This is a genomic window from Phenylobacterium haematophilum (genome assembly GCF_014196295.1).
Taxonomy (GTDB): domain Bacteria; phylum Pseudomonadota; class Alphaproteobacteria; order Caulobacterales; family Caulobacteraceae; genus Phenylobacterium; species Phenylobacterium haematophilum.
Genome location: NZ_JACIDK010000006.1, coordinates 1 through 26657 on the forward strand (window position 1 = coordinate 1; position 26657 = coordinate 26657).

A 26657-nucleotide genomic window follows, 5' to 3' on the forward strand; every position below is an offset into this window, starting at 1 on the left:
CCCGCCAAGGGCTCGATGAAGACCAAGATCAAGCGCGCCGGGTGGGACAACGCCTTCCTGCTCTCCATGCTCGGCCATATGCGATAGCCCTGCCTGCTGAGGGAGGACGCTATGACCACCGGGTGGGCCCACCCTCCTCCAACCCGCACGATGTCTTTCGACCGGTGATCCGAACCGCCAAACCGGACGCCCTCATTGGGATCAGGGATTGCCCTTGCCCGATGATGCACGGCCCGGCGTCGCAGACGACGCCGAACGGCTGAACCGCCTGAGAGGCCGCGCCCCCCTCCTTACCCCCCGGGGCGCGGTTCTTGACGGGCCGCCGGCGGAGCCTCTGCGCTCCGTCGGCGTGTCCCGGCCGGCTTTGCTCTATGCCCCTTCGGATTCCGAACATGCGACTTCCCATCCTTCTCGCCAGCCTGCTCGTGGCCGGCGGCGCGCAGGCTGCGCCGCTGACCTTTGCCGCCGCGCTCGACGCCGCCCAGCGAACCTCGCCGACCCTTCAGGCCCGCGCGCGGCAGGTCGACAGCGCGCGCGCCGCCGCGCGCGCCGCGGGCGCGCTTCCCGATCCCAAGATCGCCTTCGGGCTGGATAACTTTCCCGTCTCGGGCCCGCCCGCCGGGCGGTTCAACGGCGACAGCATGACCATGGCGCGGGTCGGCGTGATCCAGGATGTTCCCAACGGCGCCAAACGCGCCGCCGAACGCGCTCGCGCTCAGACGGACACCCAGGCCGCCGGGGCCGCCGAACAAGTCGGCGTCCGTGACACCCGCACCGCCACGGCGCTCGCCTGGATCAACCTCTACTATGCCGAACGGCGGTTGTCGGCGATCGACGAGCTGTTGAAGAGTCTCGAACCCCTGTGGAACAGTGCCCCCTCCGCCGTCGCGTCGGGCGCGGCGCGGCCCGCGCAGTCCCTTGAGGCCGAGCAGATGCGGGCCGACCTGCAGGACCGGCGCAGCGAGCTCCTGGCCGCCGTGGGACGCGGCCGCGCAGACCTCGTCCGCTGGACGGGCGATCCGCAGGCCGGAGTCGCCGGATCCCCGCCGGGCTTCGAGGTTGATGCGACCACACTGCGGAGCGGGCTGGCCGGTCACCCGCGGCTGGCGGAGCGAGAGGCAATGACGGCGCAAGCCCAGGCCGACCTGCGCCTCGCCCGCGCCCAGAAACGGCCGGACTGGAGCTGGGAGCTCGCCTACCAGCGGCGCGATCCAATGTTCGGCGACATGGTCTCCGCAGGCGTGACCGTGACCCTGCCGCTGTTCGCCGCCCGGCGGCAGGACCCGCTCATCGCATCTAATGTCGCCTCTGCGGCCCAAAGCCAGGCCGAAGCCGAGGCGACTCGCCGCGACCTCGCCGCCCAGCTCGAGGCTGGTCTCGCCGACCACCTGATGCACCATGATCAATGGAGCCGGGCCAAGGACGTGCTGATACCGCTCGCCAAGCGGCGCGCTGACTTGGAGACGGCCAGTTACGGCGCGGGCCGCGGCGGGCTGACCGACGTGCTCCAAGCCTTCACGGCGCTCGCCAACGCCCAGCTGACCTTGCTGGATCGCGAGGCGGCGGTCGCCGCCGACGCCGCCACGCTGGCGCTCACCTACGGGAGCGACCGACCATGAGCGCCCGCTCCGCCTTCATGACCCTCAATCCCGGCCAGCCCGGCGCCGAGCGGGTCAGCCCACGCCATGGCGTTCGGGTCACCACCCCCTCTGAAAGCAGCGACCAATGAGCACCACGTCACGGTCAAACCTCAGAACCCTCGCGACCGCCGGCGTCATCGCCATCGTCGCCGCCGCAGCCGGCTACGGCCTTGCCCAACTGACGCCCAGGCCGTCGACCGCATCCGAGGCGAGCGCTTTAGGTGGGAAAAAGGTCCTCTACTGGTACGACCCGATGGTTCCCCAGCAACACTTCCCGGCGCCGGGCAAGTCGCCGATGGGCATGGATATGGTGCCCAAATACGCCGACGAAGGCGCCGGCCCCGGCGTGGTGGGATTCAAGATCGATCCCGCGAAGGTCGCCAACCTCGGCATGCGGCTCGCGACGGCCACGCGCGGAGAACTCGCTGGCGGGGTGACGGCGACCGGCACGATCGACTTCAATCTGCGCGACGTCGCCATCGTGCAGCCGCGCGCGGCGGGCTTCGTGCAACGCGTCTATGGCCGCGCGCCCGGCGACATCATTCCAGCTGGCGCGCCCTTGGCGGACCTCCTGGTTCCGGAATGGGGCGGCGCCCAGGCCGAGTATCTGGCGGTGCGCCGGACGGGAGATCCAGCGCTCATCCGCGCCGCCCAGCAGCGGTTACAGTTGCTCGGGATGTCGCCTGCGCTCATCCGCCAGATCGACCAGAGCGGGCGCGCCCGCAACGTGGTGACCGTCACCGCCCCGATCGGCGGGGTCATCAAGACGCTCAGCGTGCGCAGCGGCATGTCGGTCTCGGCCGGCGAAACCTTGGCGGAGATCTCCGGCCTGGGCACTGTGTGGCTGAATGCGGCGGTGCCCGAGGCGATGGCCGGACAGATCCAGCCGGGGCAGCCGGTCACCGCCACCCTCTCGGCCTACCCCGGGGAGACCTTCTCGGGACGGGTGACGGCGGTCCTGCCGCAGGCCCAGGTGGAGAGCCGAACGCTGCAGGTGCGCATCGAACTGCCGAACCGCGTCGGTCGGCTGAGGCCGGGCATGTTCGCCAACGTCCAGCTCACCTCCACCGCACGGCCTGCGATCCTCGTTCCCACCGAAGCGATCATTCGCACAGGCAAGCGCAGCCTTGTGATGCTGGCCTTGCCGGGCGGCCGCTACCAGCCGGCCGAAGTGCAGATCGGACAGAGCGCCGGCGACAAGACCGAGATCCTGGCCGGGCTCTCCGAAGGCGAACGGATCGTCGCCTCCGGCCAGTTCCTGATCGATTCCGAGGCCAGCCTTTCCGGAATCCAGGCCCGCCCGGTCGGCGGCGGGATGGCCTTGCCCGCGTCTCCGGCGGCCGCTCCGAAAACCACAGTCGGCGTGGCCGAAACGACCGGCCACATCGAGTCGATCGGCGCGGACGGCGTGACGATCTCCCACCAGCCGGTCCCCGCCGTCGGCTGGCCCGCGATGACCATGACGTTCCGCGTCGAGCGGGCGGCGCTGCTGAAGGGGGTGAAGAAGGGCGACCGCGTGCGGTTCGCCTTTGACCAGCCGGCCGCCGGCCCCACCTTGCGCCGGCTCAGCAAGGAGCCGGCGCAATGATCGCGGCGATCATTCGCGGGTCCGTCAGGAACCGCTTTTTCGTCCTGCTCGCCGTTCTCGCCATCACCGTCGCCGGGGGACTGGCAGTCAAATCGACGGCGGTCGACTTCTTGCCGGACCTCTCCGACGTGCAGGTGATCATCCGGACGAACTATCCTGGCCAGGCTCCCCAGATCGTCGAGAACCAGGTCACCTATCCCCTGGCGACGACCATGCTGTCGGTCCCTGGCGCCAAGACGGTGCGCGGCTATTCGTTCTTCGGCGACAGCTTCGTCTACATCATCTTCGACGAGGGGACCGATCTCTACTGGGCCCGCTCGCGGGTGCTCGAATACCTCAACCAGGTGCAGAGCCGGCTGCCGCCCTCCGCGAAAGCTGCTCTCGGACCGGACGCCACCGGCGTCGGGTGGGTCTATGAGTACGCCCTGGTCGACAAGACCGGCCGCCACGACCTGGCGCAGCTCCGCAGCCTGCAGGACTGGTTCCTGCGCTATGAGCTGAAGACGCTTCCCGGGGTCGCCGAGGTCGCCAGCATCGGCGGCATGGTCAAACAGTACCAGGTCGTCCTCGAGCCGACCAAACTCGCCGGCTACGGGGTCACCCAGCAACAGGCGGTCGAGGCGATCCGGCGCGCCAACCAGGAGGCTGGCGGCTCCGTCCTCGAATTGGGCGAGGCCGAATACATGGTCCGCGCGGGCGGCTATCTGCAGTCGCTGGACGACTTCCGCGCGATCCCGCTGCGGACCGCCGCCGGCGGGGTTCCGGTGCGCCTGGGCGATGTCGCCACCATCCAAATCGGGCCGGAGATGCGGCGCGGCATCGCCGAGCTGAACGGCCAGGGCGAGGTGGCCGGCGGCGTGGTGGTGCTCAGATCGGGCAAGAACGCCCGGGCGACCATCGCTGCCGTCAAGACCAAGCTCGAAGAGCTCAAGCACAGTCTCCCGCCCGGCGTGCAGGTCGTGACCACCTATGACCGTTCCCAATTGATCGATCGCGCGGTGGAGAACCTGCGCGGCAAGCTGATCGAAGAGTTCATCATCGTGGCGCTGGTCTGCGCGCTGTTCCTCTGGCACATGCGCTCGGCCCTGGTCGCGATCCTGTCCCTGCCGATCGGCGTGCTGATGGCCTTGATCGTCATGCGCGTGCAGGGCGTGAACGCCAACATCATGTCGCTTGGCGGCATCGCCATCGCCGTCGGCGCCATGGTCGATGCGGCCGTCGTGATGATCGAGAACGCCCACAAGCACATCGAGCAGTGGGAGCACGAGCATCCCGGCGAGAAGCTGAAAGGCGCCGAGCACTGGCGGGTGGTCACCGAAGCCGCTGCCCAGGTGGGGCCGGCGCTCTTCCTCAGCCTGGTGATCATCACCTTGTCCTTCGTGCCGGTCTTCACCCTGCAGGCGCAAGAAGGTCGGCTGTTCAAGCCGCTGGCCTTCACCAAGTCCTATTCGATGGCCGGCGCGGCCATCCTGTCGATCACCCTCGTGCCGGTCCTGATGGGCTACCTGATCCGCGGCCGCATCCCACCGGAAAACGCGAACTTCCTGAACCGGGGACTGACCGCCCTCTATCGGCCCGCCATCAACTGGGTGCTGAAGCACCCGAAGAAGACCCTGCTCGCGGCGCTCTTGGCCTTCGCCACCACCGCTTGGCCGCTCACCCATCTAGGCGGCGAGTTCCTGCCGGCGATGAACGAAGGCGACCTGCTCTACATGCCGTCCGCCCTGCCCGGCTTGTCGGCGGCGAAAGCCTCCGAACTGCTCCAGCAGACCGATCGCATGATCAAGACCGTGCCGGAGGTGGCCACCGTCTTCGGCAAGGCCGGGCGCGCGGAGAGCGCGACCGACCCGGCGCCGCTCGAAATGTTCGAGACCGTGATCCAGTTCAAGCCACAAAGCCAATGGCGCAAGGGCATGACCCCCGACAAGCTGGTGGAGGAACTCGACAGCAAGGTGAAGGTGGCGGGCCTGACCAATGTGTGGGTTCCGCCGATCCGCAACCGGCTCGACATGCTCGCGACCGGCATCAAGAGCCCGATCGGCGTCAAGGTGTCCGGCGCCAATCTCAGCCAGATCGACGCGATCGCGCAGCGGATCGAGACCGTGGCCAAGACCGTCCCGGGCGTCAGCACCGCCTTCGCGGAACGGCTCACGGGCGGCCGCTACGTGGACGTGAACATCGATCGCGCCGCGGCGGCCCGGTACGGACTGAACATCGCCGACGTCCAGGACATCATCGGCGGGGCCATTGGCGGCGAAAACGTCGGCGAGACGGTCGAGGGCCTGGCCCGCTATCCGATCAATGTGCGTTATCCGCGCGAGATTCGCGACAGCCTCGACGAGCTGCGCGCGCTGCCGATCTACACGCCGTCCGGCCAACAGATCACCCTGGGCACGGTCGCGAAGGTCGAGGTAGCCGAGGGGCCGCCGATGCTCAAGAGTGAGAACGGCCGGCCTTCGACCTGGATCTATGTCGACGTGCGCGGGCGGGACTTGGCGTCGGTCGTCAAAGATCTTGAGGCGGCGGTCGCCAAGGACGTCAAGGTTCCGCCGGGGGTCAGCCTCTCGTATTCCGGCCAATTTGAGTACTTGCAGCATGCGGTCGAACGTCTGAAGATCGTGGTCCCGGCGACCCTGCTGATCATCTTCGTCCTGCTTTACGTCACCTTCGGCCGATGGGATGAAGCGGCGCTGATCATGGGGACCCTGCCCTTCGCCCTGACCGGTGGGTTGTGGATGCTCTACCTGCTGGGCTTCCACCACTCCGTCGCGACGGGCATCGGTTTCATCGCCTTGGCCGGCGTCGCGGCCGAATTCGGCGTCGTCATGCTCATCTACCTCAAGCAGGCTCTCGAGGCGCGGGGCGCGAATCCCACACGGCAGGATCTCCAGGAGGCCGTTCGCGACGGCGCTGTGCTTCGGGTCCGGCCGAAGTCGATGACGGTCGCGGTGATCATCGCCGGTCTGGCGCCGATGCTCATTGGCCATGGCGCCGGCTCGGAGGTCATGGGCCGCATCGCCGCTCCGATGATCGGCGGCATGCTCACCGCCCCCCTCCTGTCGATGCTCGTCGTTCCTGCAGGCTATCTCCTCCTTCGCCGCCGGAGGCTCCCTGAGGATGGGTCCCGAGCGGGCCGCTAAGCGGCGTCTGCAGCCGAACGGCACTCCAATACAGTGCGAGCAGCTGAGCGGACCGCCCGATCCGACCAGCCACCGCTATCCGGCGCCAAACGATGTCTAAGAACGGGCGGTCGGACCGGCGTTGAGACGTTGCGATCTCCGCGACGGCGACGAGGCGGCGACGGGACCGACTTGCCATGGGGGCGTGTCGCGCCCACGCGGTACGGCAGACCGCGCGGTAGGCTGAGGGCCGCGCAGCGATCTCCACCTTGAGATCGCCGCCACGCGCACGAAGCGCCCCAGGCGCTCCGCCTGCGGAGTGCCGTCGGAAACCCCGCCGGACGGCTTGACCCACTGGAAGGAAAATTAGGAGGCGATGAACGCAGCCTCGGTATGCCGGCCGTCGAGGAGAGGAGGGCTATCGGAGGCACGGGCAGCCAGCTGCACGGGTAACGATGAAGGGGCGCAAGGCAGCAAAGCTACGCTCGCGCGCCTGATCAGGCGCCGTGCGTGGCGAACACCTGCGTCCGTCCGGATCTATCGAGGAGCAACAGGGTCTCGAACCTCTCCGCAGAACCGTTGGGGATTTCCATGCCTGGAGACCCAATCGGCATGCCCGGAACCGTGAGGCCGAGCGCCTTCGGCTTCTCCCGCAGCAGGCGCATCACATCGGCAGGCGGCACATGCCCCTCGACGACATAGCCGCCAATGACTGCCGTGTGGCAGGAGGACAGCGTGAACGGGACGCCATAACGGCTGCGGACAGGCGCGAGATCCTCGAGCTCATTGATAGTCGGGGAGAAGCCCGCACGAGTCATGTGGGTCACCCAACCCTTGCAACAGCCGCAGTATGGCGTCTTGTAGACGACCAAGGGTCCCGTAGAGGCAGCCCGGGCGCAGCCGCTAACCAGGAGCGCAGCAGCCCCGCCTGCGAGCAAATGGCGCCGATCCAACCTTTGGGAAATCATCTTGTCTCGTCCCTTGGCTATCCGGTTAGGGCTGCGATTCGGCGCAACGGCGCCCGTACGGGGCGGCGGCTGAAGCGAGCGGCCGTGACGCCCGATCATCGTTCGCGCCTGGGTCTCAGGAGCAAGTGCACGGCGAACCCTCGCCATGGAGAGTGTGAACAAACTGACGATCTCCGACGGCTTCGGATCAAGCCTCGGCGCTGCGGCAGAGCCGGCGCTATTCGCGCCGGCAGCCCGCCCGCGCCGCAGCGCTAGAAGAAGGCGCGAACACCCATGACGAAACTCGTCGCTTCGACGTCTTCGCCAAGGGCGCGCGCATAGTCGGCGGTCTTGCCGAACTTCCGGTCCCAGGAGACGCCGATATAGGGCGCGAACTCCCGACGGACCTCGTAGCGAAGGCGCAGCCCGAGCTCAGCGTTGGACAGTCCAGAGCCGGTCTTGGTCTCGACGGTGTTCTGCGCGGCGAGATTGAATTCTGCCCGCGGCTGTAGGATCAGGCGGTTGGTCAGACGCACGTCGTAGGAACCTTCAAAGCGCCCGAGGAGTTCCCCCTTGTTGGAGAGGAAGACGGCGCCCTCGACGTCGAACCAATACGGGAAAAGGCTCTCGAAGCCCACGGTCGCATAGGTCCGGTTGCGCGGTTCAAAGTCCTGCCGGATCCCCACCTGGACATCGGTGTAAACGCCGACGGCGCGGGAATAGAGCGCCTGCAGCTCGGCGGCTTCGAGGCCTTCGCCGCGGGTCCCTTCCCCTTCACTCTTGAGCACGAAGCGGTTGATGTCGCCGCCAAACCAAGCCTGGGCGTCCCAGGTATAACCATCCGCGCCCTTGCGCGCCTGGTATTCCGCCAGATTGGTCATGAACTTCGAGGTTATAACCGCGCCGTGCTCACGGCGAAGTTCGGCAACAGCGCTATCCATGGCGGCCGCCGAGAAGAAGCGGTCGGCCGCCCGGTCCGTCGGCGGCGGCGGCGGCGGCGTCTTCGGAATATCGGCGGTCGCCGCCGGAGCGCTGTTCATTCCCGGCATGGCCGAATGATCCGCCGGCGCGGCCTGCGCCGGCATGGTCATCCCGGGCATGGCGCCATGGTCCTGCGGCCCTGGAGCGGCGGGCATGGTCATGCCTGGCATGCCGCTGGAAGCTGGCCCCTGCGACGGGGCCGGCATCGACATCCCTGGCATCGCCGAATGGTCCATCGGGGCTGCGCCGCCCGGCGTAGTGTGGCCGGCATGCGCGTCGGCGGGCGGCGCCGGCGTCGCGTTGCGGCGCGGGGGCGCCGCGGGCTGGGCCTTTGCCTTGGGCTTGGATTGCTGAGCGGGTTGTGACGGCGCAGCCGGCATGGCCATGCCCGGCATGGAAGAATGGTCCATGGTCTGCGCCGCGACAGGCGTCGCCAACGGCAGGGGGACCAGCGAAATCAGAGCGAGCCGGTTCATGCGGCGGCTCCGTCGAGCGGCCGCACGCTGAACACTTGGAACATCCCGCCGTGCATGTGGTAGAGCATGTGACAGTGGAAGGCCCAATCTCCCGGATCCGCCGTGATGTCCCAGGAGACCTTGCCGCCCGGCGCCACCGTCACCGTGTGTTTCCTCGGCCCGTAGCCCGGTGGCGCGTGCGCTAGTTCGAAGAAATGACCGTGCAGGTGGATCGGGTGGGCCATCATGGTGTCGTTGATCAGCGTCACCCGAACCCGCTCTCCCTTCTCGAAGGTGTACGGCTTGCTGGTCTCGCTGAACTTCAGGCCGTCGAACCCCCACATAAACCGTTCCATGTTCCCGGTCAGGTGGATGTCGAGCGCGCGCGTCGGTATCCGTGGATCGACGCTCGGCGTCAGCGCGATGAGGTCCTTGTAGACCAGCACCCGATGGCCGACGCTCTCCAGCCCTTGTCCCGGTTCGCCGGTGCGATCCATCGGCATCGGTGCAATGGTCTGGACTCCGGGACCAAGCTTTACCCCAGGGGCATTCTGCGGGTCGCGCATCGACATCTTCATACCTGCCATGCCCCCCATCGCATCTGACCCGCGGGGCTTAGGCGGCGCCATGCCGGGCGGGGCTCCCATGCCGGGCATACCGGCCATTCCCGGCATCGCGGCCATGTCATGGCCCGAGGCGTCGTGGTTCATCCCGGGCATGGCGCCGGACCCGCCCATGTTCATGCCCTGCATCGCGCCCATGTCCATGCCCATGTCCTTCATGGTCGCGAGCGGCCGCTCACGAAGCGGCGGGACAGGCGCGGTCATGCCCGGGCGCGGCGCCAACGTGGCGCGCCCCATGCCGGAGCGGTCGCTCGCCTCCGAGACAATGGTGAAGGCTCTATCTTCCGTCGGTTGCACGACGACGTCGTAGGTCTCGGCGTTGCCGATCTGGAACTCTTCGACCTCTACGGGCCGGACGTTCTGGCCGTCGGCCGCAACCACCGTCATCTTTAACCCGGGGATCCGCACGTCGAACACCATCTGAGCGGCGGCGTTGATGAAGCGCAGGCGCACCCGCTCGCCGGGCGTGAACAGCCCGGTCCAGTTGTCCTTCGGCCCGTGGCCGTTAATGAGGAACTTCAGCACCGCACCGGTGACGTCGGAGACGTCCGTCGGATCCATGCGCATCTTGGCCCATTCAATGCGCTCTTGAAGCGTCTGGTCCTTGCCTGCGAGCAAGCTGGCGATGGTCTGCTTCTGGAAGTTGAAAACGCCGCCCTGCTGCTTCAAGCGCTTGAAGATCAGGTGCGGGTGCATGAAGCTGAAGTCGGAGAGCACGATGACGTGTTCGCGGTCGTAGGCGACCGGGTCCGGTTCCGCCGGATCGATGATCATCGGGCCGTAGTGACCCTCGGCCTCCTGCAGGCCCGAGTGGCTGTGGTACCAGTAGGTGCCGGACTGCTTGATCGGGAACTCGTAGACGAAGGTTTGTCGCGGCTTGATCCCGGGGAAGCTGACCCCCGGAACGCCATCCATCTGGAAGGGCACGAGCAGGCCATGCCAGTGGATTGAGGTGTCCTCGTCCAGGTCATTGGTCACCGACAGACGGACGTTCTGGCCTTCCTTCAGCCGCAGCAAAGGCCCGGGCACCGTCCCATTGATGGTGACGGCGTGCCCGGTGCGGCCATCGACGTTCAGGCGAGAATGGCCGATCCGCAGATCGATATTCGGGCCGGTGAGGGTCGGCAGCGTCGGGCCGGTGTCCAGCGTGGCGCTTTGCGCCCAGCCCGGCAGCAACGTGCTGAGGGCCAGACCGCCCCCCATCAGCGAGGCGCCGCGCAGAAGCTGGCGACGATCGAAGTCTTTCATGTCGATGCGAGATCCCAGGCGAATGACACCGCACGGCTGCGAGGCCGCGCACTTTCATGAAATACGCGCCGGATCAGCCGCCACCCTTATGGAAATGTCGAAAAACGGATCACGTTCACGCCAGGACCCGCCGCTAACGCGATCTCAGCCCATGCCTTCAAGGCGCGCTAGCCGCGCGGTCGCGCGAGTGACGACCGCGCGCTGACTGGTGGGGTGTCCTCTATTGAAGCGTCGGCGTGATGGTGTCGGCTGCCTCGCGACAGGCCTGTTCGCACCGACGGCAGGCGTCGGCGCAGATGCGGCAATGCTCGTGCATCTGCGCGTGTTTCTGGCATTCGTCGCCGCACAGCCGGCACGCCTCGGCGCAGGTCTCGATCATCCGCTTGATGGTGAGCTCGTTGGTCCCGGTCCGGCGCGACGAGACCGAGCCCGTGGCGAGGCAGACGTCGGCGCAATCCAGATTCAGCCGGATACACTGGGTCAACTCCTTGACCATGTCCTCTCCGAGGCACGCGTCCGCACAGCTCGTGCAGATCTGGGCGCACTCGTAGCAGGCCTCGATGCAGCGGATCAGCGCATCGTTGGTGTTGCCGCGGACATGCGGATGGGTCGCGATCATTTCCTGGACGTGCATGGTTTAGCTTCCTCTGGCTGCGCGGGAATGTTCGTCAAACCGCCGCGCCTCGACGCGGTTCCGCGAGAACAGATGAAATGAATAGAAAAGACAAAAGCTTGCTATGATGGGAGGCCTGCTGGCGCGTTTGCTTGAAGGCGGCCCCCTTGACCTTCCTACCGTGGGAATCCCTATGTACCCGGGCGAAGCGAACCCAAACGAGGAGATGAGCTATGCTTCGCCTGAATGTTGAAGGCATGAGCTGCGGCCACTGCGTCCGATCGGTGACCGAGGCGTTCAATCGCGTCGATCCCAAGGCTGAGGTCCGGGTGGATCTTGACGCCAAGCGGGTCGAGGCCGAGACGGCCGCAGACCCCAAGGCGGTCATGCGCGCAATCGCAGAGGCTGGCTATGCGGCGTCCGCGGCCTGATCCCTTTGCAGGCGCCGCGTGCAGCCGATGGCCCCACGCGGCCCTTCCAGGGCCGCCGCCGGTCCCCTCGGCCGCTGCCCCACCCGATGAGGGGCGCAGCCCGCCTCGTGCGTAAACCAAGCGGGGCGATCATGAGGCCGTGCGCGCCTCACCCGAGCAAGACCAGGAGACTAGCAATGAAACTGATCCTCGCCGCCGTCGCGGCGCTCGGCCTCAGCGGCCCCGCCTTCGCCCAAGCCGGCCATGACATGGCCAAGATGCCTGGCATGGACCGTCCCGCCGCCGCGGCCGGCGCCCAGGGCGCGGGCGTGATCAAGAAGCTCGACGCCAAGGGCGGCTCGGTGACGCTGCAGCACGGCCCGATCGCGGCCCTCAGCTGGCCGGCCATGACCATGGCCTTCAAGGCCGACCCCGCGCTGCTGAAAGGCCTCAAGATGGGCCAGCAGGTCAATTTCACGCTGAAGACCGGCGGGACGCCGGAAGTGGTGGCGATTCAGCCGAAGTAGGACCGCCGCCGGCGTCCCGTCCCGGGCGCCGGCGGTCTCGCAGGCTAGGGCCATGCGCTTTGCGGATCCGAGCCTATGGCCGCCGGCTCGGCGGCTTTGCACGGGAAGGCGGCCCACCACCTTGAACCACGCTGGCCGGCAGCGGCTGGACCTCTCCGAAGAGGCGCGCGGTAAATTTCAGAGCCCAGGTCCCGTCGGTCGGTAGGCGGCCCGGAAATTAGAGACGCCATATTCCAGACTGGGCGTGAAGAACGCGGGCAGCACGCCGCCCGCCTGACCTTCGGGGGAGCGGTCGACATAGGCGTCGCGGATGTCCGCGCCAGCGATGGCGGCATTGGTCGTGCGTGACCCGATCCGGACTTTCAGTGGAACGCCGACGCCGCGTTCGACGATGGGCGCGACGGCTCGAAGCGGTAGTCGGCGGGACCCGCCTGGCTCACCGTCGGCCAAAACACGAGCACCAGGAGCCAACCCGGGCGCATCACGAGACCGCGCCCGCGCGGTCTGCGACATTGGCCGCTGGCGAGGCGGGCCCTGCGGCGAGGTCGATGAGGATCGGACAGTCAGGGCGATCATCCCCCGCGCAGCCCTCCGACAGGGCCGTCAGGGTATCGGCCATCGCCTGCATCTCGGCGATCCGCGCGCGCAGGTCGGACACGTGGGCGTCGGCAATCGCCTTGACCTCGCGGCTCGGACGGGTGTGATCGCGCCACAGGGACAGCAGGTTGGTGATCTCCTCGACCGAGAAGCCCAGCGAGCGACCGCGCTTGATGAACCGCAGGTCGTTGACGTCGCGCTCGCTGAAGCTGCGGTAGTTGCTGTCGGTGCGATCGGCCGGGCGGATCAGTCCGATCTGTTCATAGTATCGGATCATCTTCGCGGACACGCCGGACGCGCGCGCAGCTTGGCCGATATTCATGCGGTGTCCTCTGCCGCCAGCCGCCGAGGCGTGTAAGCCCTCAGGCGCAAGGCGTTGGTCAAGACGCTGACGCTCGACAGCGCCATAGCGCCCGCCGCCAGCATCGGCGAGAGCAGCCAACCGAAGGCCGGGTAGAGGACGCCGGCGGCCAGCGGGATCAGCACGACGTTGTAGCCGAACGCCCATATGAGGTTCTGCCGGATGTTGCGCAGGGTGGCCCGCGACAGGCCGAGCGCCGTCACCACGCCGGTGAGATCACCGCCCATCAGCACCACGTCGGCGCTCTCGATGGCGATGTCGGTCCCCTGCCCCATCGCGACGCCCACGTCGGCGGTAGCCAGGGCGGGCGCGTCATTGACCCCGTCGCCGACAAAGGCGACGGCGCCATAGCGCCCGCGCAAGCCCTCCACGGCGCGCGCCTTGCCGTCCGGCAAGACGTTGGCGAGCACGTCGTCGACGCCGAGCGTTCGGGCGACGGCCGCGGCGGTTCGCTGGTGGTCGCCGGTGACGATCGCCACCTTCAGGCCAAGCCTGTGCAGCGCCGCCACCGCCTCGGCCGACGTCGGCTTGATCGGGTCGGCGACGGCGAGCACGCCGGCCAGGCGGCCGTCGATGGCGACGAACAGCGGGCTCTCGCCTGCGTCGGCCAGGGCGTCAGCTCGCCCCGACAGCGGCGAGACATCGATGCCGGCCGCCTCCAGATGTCGCGCTGTGCCGATTACGAGCTCACGGCCATCGACCCGAGCGGTCACCCCAAACCCTGGGGTGGCCTGGAAACCCTCGGCCGGCCGCAGGGTCAGGCCCCGCCTCCGCGCTTCGGCGACGATCGCTTCGCCAATCGGGTGCTCGGAGCGCTGTTCGACGCTGGCGGCCGCGGCCAGGACCTCGTCCTCGCCATATCCTCCGACGACCTGCAGGGCGGTGAGCGCCGGCCGCCCCAAGGTAAGCGTCCCGGTCTTGTCAAAGACCACCACCTTCACGTCTCGCAGCGCCTGCAGCGCTTCCCCGCGCCGGAAGAGCACGCCGAGTTCGGCCGCGCGACCGGTGCCGACCATGATCGACGTGGGTGTGGCCAAGCCCATGGCGCAAGGGCAGGCGATGATCAGCACGGCCACCGTGTTGACCAGCGCCAGGCCGAGCGCCGGGGCCGGTCCGAACGCCAGCCAGACCCCGAAGGTGAGCGCTGCGAGCGCCATCACCACGGGCACGAACCAGGCCGTGACCTTGTCGACCAGGGCTTGGATCGGCAGCTTGGCGCCTTGGGCTTGCTCCACCATGCGGACGATCTGCGCCAGCAGGGTGTCGGCCCCGACCTTGGTGGCGCGGAAGCGGAAGGCGCCGGTCTTGTTGACCGTGCCGCCGATCACGACCGCGCCCGGTCCCTTTTCCACCGGCATCGCTTCGCCGCTGATCATCGATTCATCGACGAAGGAGCCGCCGTCGAGGACCTCGCCGTCCACTGGGACGCGCTCGCCAGGCCGGACGATCACCAGATCGCCGGGCCGCACCGCCTCGATCGGGAGCTCGACATCCTCCCCGCCGCGCTGCACCCGGGCGGTCTTGGCCTGCAGGTGCAGCAGACGCTTGATCGCTTCGCTCGTGCGTCCCTTGGCGCGGGCCTCGAACCAGCGGCCAAGCAGGATCAGGGTGACGATCACCGCGGCGGCTTCGTAGTAGACGTTGTTCGTGCCGGCCGGCAGGGCCTGGGGAAAGAGCGTCGCCACAAGCGAATAGGCCCAGGCCGCAGTGGCGCCCAGCACCACCAGGCTATTCATATCCGGCGCCAGCCGCAGAAGATTGGGCACGCCCTTCTTGTAGAAGCGGAGTCCCGGCCCGAAGAGGACGAAGCTCGCCAGAGCGAGGCTGATCAGCCGCCAGGGCTGCTCGCCCAGGCTCGCCGCCAGCCAATGGTGGACGCCGGGCACGGCGTGTCGGGCCATCTCGACCGTGAACAGCGGCAAGGTCGCGAGCCCGGCGAGGACGACCGGGCGGCGCAGGGCGCGGATCTCAGCCAGACGGGCGGCCTGCTCGCGGTCCCCGTCCGCGCCGCCCGCTGCTTCCACCATGCTTGCGTCATAGCCGGCATGAGTGATCACCGCGGCGAGGCGTTCAGACGTGACCGTCCCATCCAGGATCCGAACGGTGGCCCGCTCGGTCGCCAGGTTGACCTGGGCGTCCAACACCCCGGGCTCCGCCTTGAGCGCGCGCTCGACCCGGCCGACGCAGGTCGCGCAGGTCATGCCGCGGACCCGAAGCTCGACGGCATGTTCGAGCGGTTCGTAGCCGACCGCACGGATGGCGGCGGCCACGGCGGCAGGGTCGCCGCCTTCGACATGGGCGCGCTCGGCCGCCAGATTGACGCTGGCCCGGCGCACGCCCGGCACAGCGCCGATCGCCCGTTCGACCCGGCCCACGCAGCTCGCACAGGTCATGCCGAGCACGGGCAGTTCGATGGCGTCGAGGGCTGCAGCTTCGGGCATCGCAGGGTTCCTTCTTCCGATGCCCAACTCAGATAGAGCTTCCCATCATGGGAGGGTCAAGGCTCCGTCGGTGCTGTTCTTGGGATACGCGCCAGCGCAGGCACGCCCCTCAGGGCTTCGACTGCTGTGGCGCTCCCAAGGTGCGGCGTAGAGTCTCGGTCAAGAAGGGCCGTCCGCATCGCCCATCCTCCAATCATTGGAGGCTTCGGCGCGGGCCTCTTTGGGGATCTCAAGCAACGAAGTCCCGCTGTGGCGGTTCTCTTCGCGTTCGTGACCAGGCTAGAGGCCGAGGTCGCGCCTTTATGTCAGGACGGAACAACGAAGATGCGAACAAAACTTACGATCCTCGCGGTGATCGCGGCGCTCTCGACCGGGGCGGGCGCGGCGTCCGCTCAGTCGAACCAGGGCGCCATGAAGGGGATGGACCACAGCGCCATGCCGGGGATGAAGGGCGCGAAGGGCGATCACAATATGATGGCCATGAACGACTACATGGCAGCCATGAAGAAGATGGACCAGGCGATGATGAGCGCGAAGGGCTCCACGCCCGACGCCACGTTCGCCCGCAAGATGATGGCCCACCACCAAGGCGCCATCGACATGGCGCAGATCCAGCTTCGCCACGGCGCCGACGCGGACGCCAAGAAGATCGCCCAGAAGACGATCGACGAGAACACCAAGGGTAAGGCCGAGCTCGAGGCCTGGCTCAAAGCGCACGGCGGCTGACCCCAACTGGTGCGGCGACGAGTCCCAACGGTCAACGGCGGCTCGTCGTGCGCCTCATCCAATGATCCTTTAGGGGTTGGGCCGGGCTGGAACGTATAGTTCCTGGGGCGACCTTGAAGGATTTGGACATGAGCGAACGCTTGGATGAGCTGCTCAACCGATTGGCAGCCAGCCCGGCTGACCGTTCACTGGACGGACTGGAAACTGAGATCGGCCGCAGAATCGCGGCGCGCCGGCGCGATGCGCGTGCGCTTGCCGCGCTCGCGCCGGTTCGCTTCGCCTCAGTGAGCCTGGCCCTGGCGATGGGGTTGACCGCAGGCGGCGCTGTCGCGGCCTCGGCGGCCTTGGCGCCGCAACACGACAGCCCCCTCTCCAGCGCAGCCCGCCTCGCGCCGTCCAACCTGCTGGAGGGTCGCCGGTGAGCGTGATGAGGAGCATGGCGCTGACACTGATCTTGTCGGTGTTGGTGGCCATCCTTGGGGTCTGGGGCGGCGCGCAATACGTCATGCACCGCGTGCACCGACCGACGCCGCTGCACGAGTTGGTGCACGAGAAGCTGAATCTGACCGCCGACCAGGAACGGCGCATCGCCGGCATGGAGCGTGACCACGAGGCGCGTCGCCAGGCGCTCGAGGCCGAGATGCGGGCGGCCAACGCGCAATTGGCGCAGGCCTTCCAGCAGAGTCATGCCTACACGCCGCAGGTGCAGGCGGCGATCGATCGTTTCCACCGCGCCATGGGCGAACTCCAGAAGGAGACGATCGTGCACACCCTGGCGATGCGCGCGGTGCTGACGCCCGATCAGACGGCCAGGTTCGACGAGACCGTCGTCAGGTCCCTGACCGAAGACACGAGGTGACCGTGGACGCCGAGGCGTCCGACAGCATCCTCGCCCGATCCGCCGCGGCCGGGGATGATCGGGCCTTTGCGGTGCTCGTTCGTCGCCACAAGGATGGCCTCTATCGCCTGCTGCGCCGCTACACCGGGGACTCTGACGAAGCCTACGAAGCCGTCCACGAAGCCTTCATCGCCGCCTGGAGCGCGCTGAAGCGCTATGATTCCCAGCGCCCCTTCGGCGCCTGGCTACGCACGATCGCGATCAACAAGGCGCGCGATCGTGGCCGCCGAATGGTGGTCCGTCGTGTGATCTTCGGGTCGGGCGGACTTGATGACACCGAGGCTCTGAGCGCGCCGGACCCGTCGCCCAGCGCCGAAGCCGGCGTGTTGGAGGACGAACAGGCAGTGCGGCTGGACCGGGCCGTCGCGCGGCTGCCAGCCGCCCTGAAGGAGCCGCTGCTGCTGACTGCGTTCGAAGGTCTGAGCCAGCAGGACGCCGCGCAAATCCTCGGCGTCTCGATCAAGACGGTCGAGACCCGCGTCTACCGGGCGCGCAAACTTCTGGCCGAGCAGCTCGACTCTGACATGCGGCCTTCCGCTAGGTGAGCCGGTGGGAAACCTTCTCGAGCGCCGCAACCCCGGATCCGAATCGGGCCATCGCCTCCCGATGCTGCTCCAGGGCGCTATACGGCAAATACCGCACGCTCAGGTCGGCGATCCGGCTGAAGGCCGGTCGGGCGATCTGCGCGCGCACGTCGGCTTCGCGCTTATCCGGTGCGACGAGGAACAGGCTGTGAAGTCCGCTCGCGTCGCCGCCGAGCGCGAGGTCCAGCATCCGCACGATCCCGGAATAGATCGAGGTCGTGTGCTCCACCTCGAAGGCGGCTACGATGGCGCCCGCCGCGTTCAGCCACAGCACATCGATCAGGCGCACGGCTTCGGCGCCTGGGCGACTGTCGAGCGCCGTCGGCAATCGCTCCAGGCAATGATCGCCCAGGCGACCGGGCCCACACGGCCGCCCACGGTCGTTCTGCGCGATCCATACATCGTAGCCGAGCGCGCGCCCGAGATCGCGCAGCCAGCCTTGGATTTCCGTGTGGGTCCGCGCATCCGCATCGGCCGCCGAGGGTTTAGCGGCCTGGGCGCGAACTTTGGCCAGATCCGCCGCCCAGTCTGCGCGCGCGGCGGCGTCATTGGTCCGCGGCGGGGGCGCATAGAGCCCCATGCCCAGGTCGAAACAGAACGCCGCCGCCGCGCCGAGGTCATTGGACAGCAACTCGCGGTGTTTGCGATTGAAGGCGATCAGGCCTTGCCGCATCGCGAGGTACTCGTCCCAGCGACCGAGCTTCACGTTGGCGCCGGTCAAGGCGTTGTAGCCGCGCACGATCGCGGTGTTGAACGGCGGCGCGATGGTCGGGTGCAGGAAATAGAGGATGTTGGCCACCGCCGGACCGAGGCCCTTGATCTTCAGCGCATCGATCCGATGGATTTCCGCCAGGACATGCTCTTCGCTGTCGCAGCAGACGCACGCATCCAGCAGCTGGCCGAAGGCGCGCTGGTTGCCTGGATGCTCGTAGATGTCGGGAATGCGCAGCTTGGGCTTCCAAAGGAAGGCGTGATCTGCCCCCTTGAAGACTTGCCGCTGCTCCGCGATCGAATGGACGACGGTCTCCAAGGACGATCCCCGATAGGCGACGCCGAAACGCTCAGCCTGGATCTCGGCCGCGACCTGCTGGACGCCGCGCCGGATCGACCGGAAGTTCTTGAGCCGCTCTTCCCACAAGAACCAGCTCTGGTAGGCGCCTGCGGGATTGTTTCGCCAGCGGCTCAGCAATTCACGTGTCAACTCGTCGGACAAGCCCGTTCCCCCCGCAGGACGCACATGTTCGCTGGGGCGACCTGCGATCACAAGCTCTCTCCCTGAAAAAGGCGCGTCGATGGTTCATCCCGCCAAAAATGGTCCCGGTCCTAGTTGCGGCCTGCTCGCTGCGCCGATGTCGGCCTCTGCGCATGATCCGGTCGCAGGCCCAATGCCGACAACCGTGCGCCTCAACCCCGCCGCCGCCGACGCGGCGGCCGTCGTCGACGCCTTCCATGCGGCTCTGAAGGCGGGGGACGCGTCCAAGGCCGAGAGCCTCCTCGACGACGCCGCCCTGGTCTTCGAGGCGGGCGGCGCCGAGCGCTCAAGGGCGGACTATGCGGCCCATCATCTTCCCACCGACGCGGCCTTCGCCAAGCTGGCTACGGAAAGCCTGAACCGCCGTAACGGCGGCGGCGGCGGAAACTTCGCCTGGATCGCTTCGGAAGGCGTGGTTCGCCCACCAGCCGAAGGCAAGGCGCCGCCGCGGATCACAACTGAGACCATCATCTTGGAGAAGACGGCGGGGACTTAGCGGATCGTCCATGTGCACTGGTCGTCCCGCGCGCTTCCGACGGCGTCCCGCTGAGTCTCGGGCGGAATCCCCGCAATGGCGCGCCGGAAGCCAGCGATGCGTACGAAGATGACAACACTGACATTCTTGGAATGTTAGGGTTATCGTCCTGGCTCGTAAGACTTCGAACAGTGACAAATCTCAGTTTTACACGGCGTTAACCGAGCGTTAACCACGACACCTGAGCTTGAGGGCGATGACAAAGGATAGAAGGTCATGGCCAAGGTCGGGTTGCAGGGGGACGGTGTCGCCGCCATCGCCGCTTCCGCGCTTAGGGCTGAGCAAGCGCGAATGCGGGTCATCGCCGAAAACATGGCCAACTCCTCCTCGACGGCGCGAACCCCCGGCGGGGAGCCGTACCGGCGCCAGGTCCCTGTGTTCAAGGTCCTGCGGATGGAAGGCGGCAAGGGCGTCCAGATGGCCGGCGTCAAACCAGACCCATCGGCCTTTGCCAAGACCTACGACCCCGGACATCCCGCCGCAGACGCGAGCGGCTATGTTCTGCTGCCCAATGTGAACGGGCTGGTAGAATCGTTGGACATGAAGCAGGCGATGCGCGCCTACGAAGCCAATCTGAACGTGCTTGAAAACCAAGATGCGATGGAAAAACGCACACTTGATCTTCTGAAGCGCTGACCCCCCGCCCATCGCCCGCACACGAACTGAATTGTTTCAAGCGCAGGCCGGCGGCCGCTCCCACGTTCAATTGGGTGCGGAGCGCGAAATCTCCTCGAGACTACGTGGGTTCGTGGATCGATCGCGGCGCCGTGCGACGCCCATCCCATGGAGCACCGTCCAGTAAGGCGTGCGCGACGGGTCAAGGGCGCCGCCAGCACGGGCACGACCGCAGCTTGCGTGGTCGCAAAACTCTCTCCAGCGCAGGCGTATTCATGGCGCCGCAGACCCGGGGGCATCGGCGCGCAGGGGTCAATCAGTGAGATGTCGACTTTGGGAGCCGGCCGCTGCGGGGAACCGCTCTCACGGTGCGTATACGTATCAGGTGAAGTCGATCTCAAATCGGCCTGAGCCGAACGGAGACACGACGATTGGACGCAATTGGCCACAGGCTGTTCGAGATCGTCATGCGCACCCGGGACAAGGTCGTCATGGGCCCCGCCAGCGATCCGGCCGAGGCTCGATTTCGGGCCGGCGTGACCCGATACTTCATGGCCGTCGCCTGGATCTCGGCGGACGCCGAGCTAGCACGCCACAAGTTGGCAGGTGACAAGCCGAAGGCATTCATGAGCGCCTTCCTTGAGAAGATGTACAGCGAGCTTCAGCGCGTGCAGATCGCAATCCAGCCATCCTGCACGGACGGTGAGATCTGGCGCATGCTCTTTGACGATGCGGACCTCTACAGCCAAGTCTGGAATGAGGCCGCGTCCCAACAGTGCGAGGACCTGACGCTGGCCGCCGGGTTGCGTTGGTTTGACGAACGCTCTCTCGTCAATCTCGCGTCAGCCGAGGCCTACGGCGAGTGCATCGCGGTCCTGACCATCGGGGCCGCGATCACTCCCCAGATCGTTAGTGTCGTTGAAACAATGCGTATCGACGGGACCGGCTGAACGAATGTCGGGGCGTCGGCAATGCCAGCTCCGAGCCTGTCCTGATAGTCCGCGGCTGGCCAAGTCACCTGCCTCGACTAGACGCCAGGGATCGGCAAGGCTGGCGCCCCGCCCCCGAGCGATCCTGGGGGAGCTGTTGTAGGCGCCCCCGCGACGGAGGCTCCGGCGCGTCCTGGACGACTTTCAGCCCGGATTGATCTGGGGCGATCGCGCCGCGTTCCCTGAGCATAAACAGGACGTTTAGGACGAGGTCATGGGCCCGACCCTCTTATTTCGTGCGCTATGACGTGTCTCCCTAGACGCTGAAGCTTCCAGGCGCACGCCTGCGCGGCGCCTGCTGGAGACATCAGACTTGCGATCGTCCAGCAGCTCGCGCGCGACGGCCGATCGCCACGAAGCGCTTCAAGTTCAGCGCGCCTCAGGCGTATGGCCTGCGGCAGCTGGGGCCTGCCTTCGACGTGAACGGCGCCCCCAAGCTGTGGAATGGCTGCCTCCTGATCACCCGGCTCCTGGCCTGGTTTCCCACGACCCTACAGAGCCGACGCCTTGGCGCCGCCAGGGTTGCCGTTGCGCATCTTGCCTTCGTCATGCAGGCGGTCTACCCGCCGCTTGAGGTCCTTCAGGATCATCTGGCGAGCCCGCGGCTGCATCTTCCGCCAGGCGCGGATCTCGAGGATGGTCCGGCCACATCCGACGCACCAGCCCGTCCGGCCCTCGAAACGGCAAACATCGATACAGGGTGAAACCGCGCTCACGGGTGAACCGGCACTGGTTGCGGGACGCGGGCGGTGGGCGCAGCCGTCAAAGCCTCGCTGGCCTTCGCCTTGCTCGGCAATAGCCGCGCAGAGTTGAGGATGAAGGTAAGCTCGGACGCGACGTGGATGAAGGCGGCCAGCAGCGGGTTGAGCAGGCCGACGGCGGCCAGCCCGATCCCGAGCCCGTCGATCGCCAGGGTCCCTGCGAAGTTCTGCCAAATGATGCGCCGGGTACGACGCGCGACCTTCAACGTCTCGACAAGCCGCACGAGATCGTTGCCCAACAGCACCACATCAGCGCTTTCCTGGGCGACGTCGGTCCCAGAGCCCATGGCGATCCCGACGCTCGCTTCGGCCAACGCCGGCGCGTCGTTGACGCCGTCGCCGACCATGGCGACCGTCCGCTTCTGCCGTACGAGAGCCTGGATTCGGGCGAGCTTGTCCTCCGGCAACAGTCCGGCTTCGATCTCCTTGATACCGAGCCCGTTGCCGACCGCATTGGCCACCGGCAGCGCATCGCCAGTGAGCAGGATTGTCCGGATACCCAGCGACGTGAGCGCTTCGATGGCGCGCTTGGCTTCCGGACGAACCGTGTCGGCAACAGCGATCGCGCCGAGCAGGACGCCATCTCGCGCGACGTAAACCTCGGAGGCGGCCTCGACGCCAGGGCTGAGCGTGCTCGGGACCGAGATGTTGTTGTCCTGCATCCACGCCCGATTGCCGACTAGAACTCGCGAAGCGGCGACCTTGGCGTCGACGCCGCGTCCCGGCGTGTAAGCGAAGTGCTCAGGCTCGACGATCAGGCGACCCTGCGCGCGGGCATGAGCAATGATCGCCTTGCCGAGCGGGTGTTCGGACCGCAGTTCCGCTGCAGCCGCCGCATCGAGAAGCTCTTCAGAGCTGGTCCCTGCCACGGCGGCGACCGCCTGCACCTCTGGCCGGCCGAAGGTCAGTGTTCCGGTCTTGTCGAGCACCACGGTGTCGACCTTGCCTAGGGTTTCGAGGTGGACGCCGCCTTTGATGATCGCGCCAAGCCGCGCGGAGCGGCCGATTCCGCCCAGGATCGCAAGCGGCGTTCCCGCGGCGATGCCGCAAGCGCCGGCCACGATGATCACCGAGATGGTCGAGGTGATGTTCCGGGTGATGAGGTAAGTCAGGACGGCCGAGCCGAGCGCGAAATAGACGAGGTAGCCCGCCATGCGGTCGGCGAGCCGCTGGACCGGTGCTCGTGACCGCTCGGCCCGCTCGACGGCTTCGATGATCTTGCCATAGCTGGTGTCTCGGCCGATCCGCTCGGCGCGGACTTCGAGCGCGCCGGATTGGTTGATCGACCCGGCGAAGACCGAAGCGCCTTCGACTTTCTCGACCGGCATCGACTCGCCGGTGATGCGGGATTCGTCGACGAAGGACTGGCCGGAGAGCACCGCCCCGTCCACGGGGATCCGACCGCCCGGCGCCACCAGGATCGCGTCACCGACGCTCAGCTCAGCGGCCGAGATCGTGCGAATGGAACCCGTGCGCCGGACTGACACCTCGCTCGGCAGGAACTCCAGCAGGTCGCGGATCGCCTTGCGGCCGCGCCCAACGGTCAGGCCCTCCAGCACCTCGGCCACCAGCACGAAGAGCGTGATGACGAGAGCGGTGAAGAATTGGCCGATAGTCGCGGCGGCGACGATGGCAATCGTCATCGACAGCTCCATCGTCATGCGCCGCTGCAACACGTTCTCGAAGGCCTCCTTGAGGATTGGCCACCCGCCGACCAGCAAGCCGGCGACACCGATCACGCTGACCAGGCTGAACGGTTCCCAGACCCGGAACCAAACGAGCGCCGCAGCTACGGCCACGACGCCGATGCGGACGGCCTCTTGCCACTCGAACGGGTGTTCGTGATCGTGCCCGTCCTCGTCGTCATGGTCGTGATCACCGTGGGTATGGTCGTGGTGATCGTGGTCGGTATGGGGGTGAGAATTCTCGTTCAGCGCCTGGGGAACGGTTGTCCGCGCCTCCGCCTGGTCGGCGAGCGACGCACCGTCGCGGTTCAATTGGTCCGCCATAGGGGTTCCGTTCTCATTTCAGGTAGGTGCGCACGACGTCGATCAGCTCTTCCGCGCCTTTGGCCCGTTCGGAGTCGGGTTCGCGGTCCGGATCGACGACGTGCATCCGGATGTGGTCTTCCATGACCTCGGCCATGAGGCCGTTCATGGCCCCCCTTACCGAGGCGATGAGTTGAAGCACCTCGGCGCAGCCGATTTCAGCTTCCAGGCCCCGCTCGACCGCTTCCACCTGGCCGCGAATCCGGCGCACGCGCGCGATCAGCTTGGCTTTTTCTCGAACCGTATGAGCCACCGCGGCCCTCCATACACACTCGTTTAATATAGGGGGGTAGACTATAATGTCCATGTGAGATGATTGGATAGCGATCCTTGTCGCTATTTCACCGGTGTATCAGGGGATTGGTCGGACGATCTTCGCCCCACCAAGTCAGGGCTTCACCTGCGGCCATTCCTGGTGAAGATCATCGATGACGAACTCATGGGTGTGCGGCGAGCTGGTCCCCCGAAGGTGGGGATGCGAAGCTGCGAGTTCAGGGTGGTGGTGCGGCAGGCGTTCGGCGTCGGCACGGGGCCAGACCCGCGAGGCGACGACAACGCCGAGGATAGCCAGACCCCCCAAGGCCACCAAGGTGACCGTCATCCCGAAGCGCGCGCCAGCCATTCCCGCGACCAAGTAGGTGATCAGCCAACAGGCGTGGGAGAGAGCGAACTGCGCGGCGAACAGCGCGCTGCGGTCTTCAGGATGCGCTGAGCGGCGCAGGAGGCGGCCCGATGGCGTCAGCACCGCAGAGTAGCCCATGCCCATGACTCCCCATACGGCCAACAGCGCGATCCACTGCTCCGCCGCAGGCAGACGGGTAAGGGCCGCCATGCCGAAGAGGCACAAGCCGAGGACGCCGGCGGCGGCTATCATAAGTCGGCGGTCGTCCAACCGATCGAGGACCCGCGGTAGCAGCAGCGCCGCGACCATGGAACCGCCGCCGAACGCCGCCAGCCCGAGCGCCACGTCATCGGCGCTGCGGCCAAGCACGCTGCGCACATAGACGACCGTGTTCACGATCACCATTGCACCGGCGGCCGCAGCAGTGAGGTTGAGCGCGAGCAGGCCGCGCAGGCGTGGGGTCTTCAGATAGATCCGCGTGCCGCGAGTCGTGCGGGCGTAGATCCCGCCTTCGCGTGGCGCCGGCTTCGGTTGCGGGACGACGACGGAGACGACGAGCATCGCCGAGGCCAGGAAGCCGATCACCGTGCCCCCGAACAGCCAGTGGAAGCTCATGACGCCGAGCAGGGCGGCGGCGAGCGTTGGGCTGACGAGGCTTTCTAGATCGTAGGCGAGTCGCGATAGGGACAGCGCCCGCGTGTAGGCCTTCTCGTCCGGGAGGATGTCCGGGATGGCGGCCTGGAAGGTGGGGGTGAACGCGGCCGAGGCCGACTGCAGGAGGAAGATGAGAGCGTAGACCTGCCAGACTTCCGTCACGAACGGGAGGAAGATGGCGACTGCAGCCCGCACGAGGTCCATCGCCACGAGGAAGGCTCGGCGAGGCAGGCGGTCGACGAATGCGTTCACGACCGGCCCCACGCCGATGTAGGCGATCATCTTGATCGCGAGAGCGCCCCCCAGGACGGCGCCGGCGTTCCCGCCGGCGATGTCATACGACAGCAGACCCAGCGCCACCGTGGCCAGGCCGGTGCCGACCAGCGCGATAACCTGGGCGAGGAAGAGGCGCCGATAGGTGCGGTCGGAGAGGACGCCGAGCATGTATGCCTCTGGAAGCGGGGTGGATTAGGTTGGGCTCGGACTGTTTACCAGCCCGGGAAGTTTGACACGGCTGCGGACCACGCACGACGCCGCTCAAGGTGGCGATGATCGCGCCACATGTCTGACGACGATGTGGGCGACCTGCGTGGTGGGGACGCCGAGTGATGCGGTGTACGTGCCCGTCCGTACGCGCCCTCCCGCCGTCATGCCCGACCAGCGGGCGCTTCGCGCGGCGATCTGGACGCCCGCGGCGTCGAACGCGATGACCTCAAGCCCACCTGGTATAGGTCCGCGCCAGAGCGGATCGGCCGAAACTGTCCCCCGCACGACCGCCAAGTCGCTTCCCGCGCGTAGATAGGCGCTTCGGATGCGCAAGTGGCCTCCGTCGACGCGCGTGACGGCGACCGAGGGGGTGGGTGGGAGCTTGGTGGCGCAGGCCGTGGCGGCCAGGGCGAACACCAGCAGACAGCCCGAGCGTAGAGCGTGTCGTTTCACGGTTCCCTCGTCGAATTTGTCGGCCAAGATTTCACGCGCCGCGCCGCTGCCTTCGGCGCGCCTCCGCTTCGAGATCGCGCAGCATCGTCTCGACCACGGGTTCGAAGATCCTTCTGAGGAGCGCCGGCCTGAGCACGGTGACCAGCCCGGTGATCCGTACGACATGGCGCACATGGGTCATGCCGCCGCGCGCGCTGGTCTCGAAGCCGATGTCTAGACGGAAGACCAAGGCCATGCCGAAGCGCCAGCCGATCGCCCGTAACGGTTCTCGCGTCGTCTCGCGTCCCGGGAAACTCCACGCCCGCTCATCGCGGCCAGGCGTGCGGACGCGAATGCGATAGACCAGCTCGCCGGGCCGCGCAGGGTCCTGCAGAAGGATCGCGGCGCCGGTCCACTTGGGGTAGCGCCGGTAGTCGGCCAGCGCGCGCCAGACGGCGCCGACCGGCGCCCGCACGTCCCGCTCAGCGTCGAGAACGAGCATCCC

25 protein-coding genes are annotated in these 26657 nt (G+C 67.2%); 12 read left to right on the forward strand and 13 right to left on the reverse strand.

The genetic code is table 11. The features are described 5' to 3' along the window. The first annotated feature begins 392 nt into the window (after positions 1–392). From GGQ61_RS17460 to GGQ61_RS17470, 3 genes are all read left to right on the forward strand, one after another. The gene (locus GGQ61_RS17460) at positions 393–1619 is read left to right on the forward strand and encodes a TolC family protein (RefSeq protein WP_183775724.1); all 1227 of its coding nucleotides are present in this window, start codon (positions 393–395) and stop codon (positions 1617–1619) included. A gap of 106 nt (positions 1620–1725) precedes the next feature. Continuing rightward, complete coding sequence (locus GGQ61_RS17465; protein ID WP_183775726.1) at positions 1726–3228, forward strand: efflux RND transporter periplasmic adaptor subunit; 1503 nt, start codon at positions 1726–1728, stop codon at positions 3226–3228. Continuing rightward, positions 3225–6368, forward strand: coding sequence for an efflux RND transporter permease subunit (locus GGQ61_RS17470; RefSeq protein WP_183775728.1), 3144 nt, complete (start codon positions 3225–3227; stop codon positions 6366–6368). The genes GGQ61_RS17465 and GGQ61_RS17470 overlap by 4 nt, the downstream gene beginning before the upstream one ends. 476 nt (positions 6369–6844) lie before the next feature. Here the strand turns inward: GGQ61_RS17470 and GGQ61_RS17475 are convergent, their stop codons facing one another. The 4 genes from GGQ61_RS17475 to GGQ61_RS17490 form a co-directional block, all read right to left on the reverse strand. Beyond that, positions 6845–7165 (reverse strand): DUF411 domain-containing protein, encoded by a 321-nt coding sequence (locus tag GGQ61_RS17475; RefSeq protein WP_343056184.1) that lies wholly within the window; start codon positions 7163–7165, stop codon positions 6845–6847. Between the two features lie 401 nt (positions 7166–7566). Further along, positions 7567–8751: a copper resistance protein B gene (locus GGQ61_RS17480; protein ID WP_068875197.1), complete on the reverse strand. Its 1185-nt coding sequence runs from the start codon at positions 8749–8751 to the stop codon at positions 7567–7569. After that, the gene (locus GGQ61_RS17485) at positions 8748–10601 is read right to left on the reverse strand and encodes a copper resistance system multicopper oxidase (RefSeq protein ID WP_068875198.1); all 1854 of its coding nucleotides are present in this window, start codon (positions 10599–10601) and stop codon (positions 8748–8750) included. The genes GGQ61_RS17480 and GGQ61_RS17485 overlap by 4 nt, the downstream gene beginning before the upstream one ends. A gap of 220 nt (positions 10602–10821) precedes the next feature. After that, positions 10822–11235, reverse strand: a complete 414-nt coding sequence (locus GGQ61_RS17490) for a four-helix bundle copper-binding protein (RefSeq protein ID WP_068875199.1) — start codon at positions 11233–11235, stop codon at positions 10822–10824. Between the two features lie 212 nt (positions 11236–11447). On the opposite strand from GGQ61_RS17490, the gene GGQ61_RS17495 reads away from it, so the two are divergent. After that, on the forward strand, positions 11448–11645 hold the full coding sequence (locus tag GGQ61_RS17495; RefSeq protein ID WP_068875200.1) for a heavy-metal-associated domain-containing protein: 198 nt from the start codon (positions 11448–11450) through the stop codon (positions 11643–11645). A gap of 176 nt (positions 11646–11821) precedes the next feature. Further along, a complete protein-coding gene (locus tag GGQ61_RS17500; RefSeq protein WP_068875201.1) occupies positions 11822–12151 on the forward strand; it encodes a copper-binding protein in 330 nt (109 codons plus the stop codon). Positions 12152–12328: 177 nt separating this feature from the next. On the opposite strand, the gene GGQ61_RS17505 is transcribed toward GGQ61_RS17500, so the two are convergent. The 3 genes from GGQ61_RS17505 to GGQ61_RS17515 are packed head-to-tail and all read right to left on the reverse strand — an operon-like array spanning position 12329 to position 15550. Beyond that, positions 12329–12601 carry a hypothetical protein gene (locus GGQ61_RS17505; RefSeq protein WP_156467042.1) on the reverse strand — a complete coding sequence of 91 codons (273 nt, stop codon included), beginning with the start codon at positions 12599–12601 and terminating at the stop codon, positions 12329–12331. A gap of 31 nt (positions 12602–12632) precedes the next feature. Continuing rightward, positions 12633–13070 (reverse strand): Cu(I)-responsive transcriptional regulator, encoded by a 438-nt coding sequence (gene cueR, locus GGQ61_RS17510; protein ID WP_068875202.1) that lies wholly within the window; start codon positions 13068–13070, stop codon positions 12633–12635. Then, positions 13067–15550, reverse strand: a complete 2484-nt coding sequence (locus tag GGQ61_RS17515; RefSeq protein WP_183775730.1) for a heavy metal translocating P-type ATPase — start codon at positions 15548–15550, stop codon at positions 13067–13069. Before GGQ61_RS17515 ends, cueR begins: the two co-directional genes overlap by 4 nt. A gap of 324 nt (positions 15551–15874) precedes the next feature. Between GGQ61_RS17515 and GGQ61_RS17520 the strand changes: the two genes are divergently transcribed. The 4 genes from GGQ61_RS17520 to GGQ61_RS17535 all read left to right on the forward strand — a co-directional run bounded on the left by GGQ61_RS17520 (position 15875) and on the right by GGQ61_RS17535 (position 17719). Further along, the gene (locus GGQ61_RS17520; protein ID WP_068875204.1) at positions 15875–16276 is read left to right on the forward strand and encodes a DUF305 domain-containing protein; all 402 of its coding nucleotides are present in this window, start codon (positions 15875–15877) and stop codon (positions 16274–16276) included. 128 nt (positions 16277–16404) lie between these two features. Beyond that, entirely contained in the window at positions 16405–16698 is a 294-nt protein-coding gene (locus GGQ61_RS17525) for a hypothetical protein (RefSeq protein WP_068875205.1), read from the forward strand. A 5-nt stretch (positions 16699–16703) separates the two neighbouring features. Next, positions 16704–17135: a Spy/CpxP family protein refolding chaperone gene (locus GGQ61_RS17530; protein WP_221221126.1), complete on the forward strand. Its 432-nt coding sequence runs from the start codon at positions 16704–16706 to the stop codon at positions 17133–17135. Further along, complete coding sequence (locus GGQ61_RS17535; protein WP_183775732.1) at positions 17132–17719, forward strand: sigma-70 family RNA polymerase sigma factor; 588 nt, start codon at positions 17132–17134, stop codon at positions 17717–17719. The genes GGQ61_RS17530 and GGQ61_RS17535 overlap by 4 nt, the downstream gene beginning before the upstream one ends. Here the strand turns inward: GGQ61_RS17535 and GGQ61_RS17540 are convergent. Continuing rightward, positions 17712–18788, reverse strand: coding sequence for a type II restriction endonuclease (locus GGQ61_RS17540; RefSeq protein ID WP_246371043.1), 1077 nt, complete (start codon positions 18786–18788; stop codon positions 17712–17714). The genes GGQ61_RS17535 and GGQ61_RS17540 overlap by 8 nt on opposite strands. Positions 18789–19143: 355 nt before the next feature. On the opposite strand from GGQ61_RS17540, the gene GGQ61_RS17545 reads away from it, so the two are divergent. The 3 genes from GGQ61_RS17545 to GGQ61_RS17555 all read left to right on the forward strand — a co-directional run bounded on the left by GGQ61_RS17545 (position 19144) and on the right by GGQ61_RS17555 (position 21110). Next, positions 19144–19506 (forward strand): DUF4440 domain-containing protein, encoded by a 363-nt coding sequence (locus GGQ61_RS17545; RefSeq protein WP_183775736.1) that lies wholly within the window; start codon positions 19144–19146, stop codon positions 19504–19506. 255 nt (positions 19507–19761) lie between these two features. After that, complete coding sequence (gene flgC, locus GGQ61_RS17550) at positions 19762–20181, forward strand: flagellar basal body rod protein FlgC (RefSeq protein ID WP_183775738.1); 420 nt, start codon at positions 19762–19764, stop codon at positions 20179–20181. A gap of 410 nt (positions 20182–20591) precedes the next feature. Next, positions 20592–21110, forward strand: a complete 519-nt coding sequence (locus GGQ61_RS17555) for a hypothetical protein (RefSeq protein ID WP_183775740.1) — start codon at positions 20592–20594, stop codon at positions 21108–21110. 530 nt (positions 21111–21640) lie between these two features. On the opposite strand, the gene GGQ61_RS22515 is transcribed toward GGQ61_RS17555, so the two are convergent. The 5 genes from GGQ61_RS22515 to GGQ61_RS17580 all read right to left on the reverse strand — a co-directional run bounded on the left by GGQ61_RS22515 (position 21641) and on the right by GGQ61_RS17580 (position 26654). After that, a complete protein-coding gene (locus GGQ61_RS22515; RefSeq protein WP_183775743.1) occupies positions 21641–21865 on the reverse strand; it encodes a DUF1289 domain-containing protein in 225 nt (74 codons plus the stop codon). Continuing rightward, on the reverse strand, positions 21862–23919 hold the full coding sequence (locus GGQ61_RS17565; RefSeq protein ID WP_183775745.1) for a heavy metal translocating P-type ATPase: 2058 nt from the start codon (positions 23917–23919) through the stop codon (positions 21862–21864). The genes GGQ61_RS22515 and GGQ61_RS17565 overlap by 4 nt, the downstream gene beginning before the upstream one ends. 13 nt (positions 23920–23932) lie before the next feature. Continuing rightward, positions 23933–24211 carry a metal-sensing transcriptional repressor gene (locus GGQ61_RS17570; RefSeq protein WP_183775747.1) on the reverse strand — a complete coding sequence of 93 codons (279 nt, stop codon included), beginning with the start codon at positions 24209–24211 and terminating at the stop codon, positions 23933–23935. A gap of 135 nt (positions 24212–24346) precedes the next feature. Continuing rightward, positions 24347–25678: an MFS transporter gene (locus GGQ61_RS17575; RefSeq protein WP_183775749.1), complete on the reverse strand. Its 1332-nt coding sequence runs from the start codon at positions 25676–25678 to the stop codon at positions 24347–24349. A gap of 526 nt (positions 25679–26204) precedes the next feature. Further along, complete coding sequence (locus GGQ61_RS17580; RefSeq protein ID WP_183775751.1) at positions 26205–26654, reverse strand: SRPBCC family protein; 450 nt, start codon at positions 26652–26654, stop codon at positions 26205–26207. Between the last annotated feature and the right edge of the window lie 3 nt (positions 26655–26657).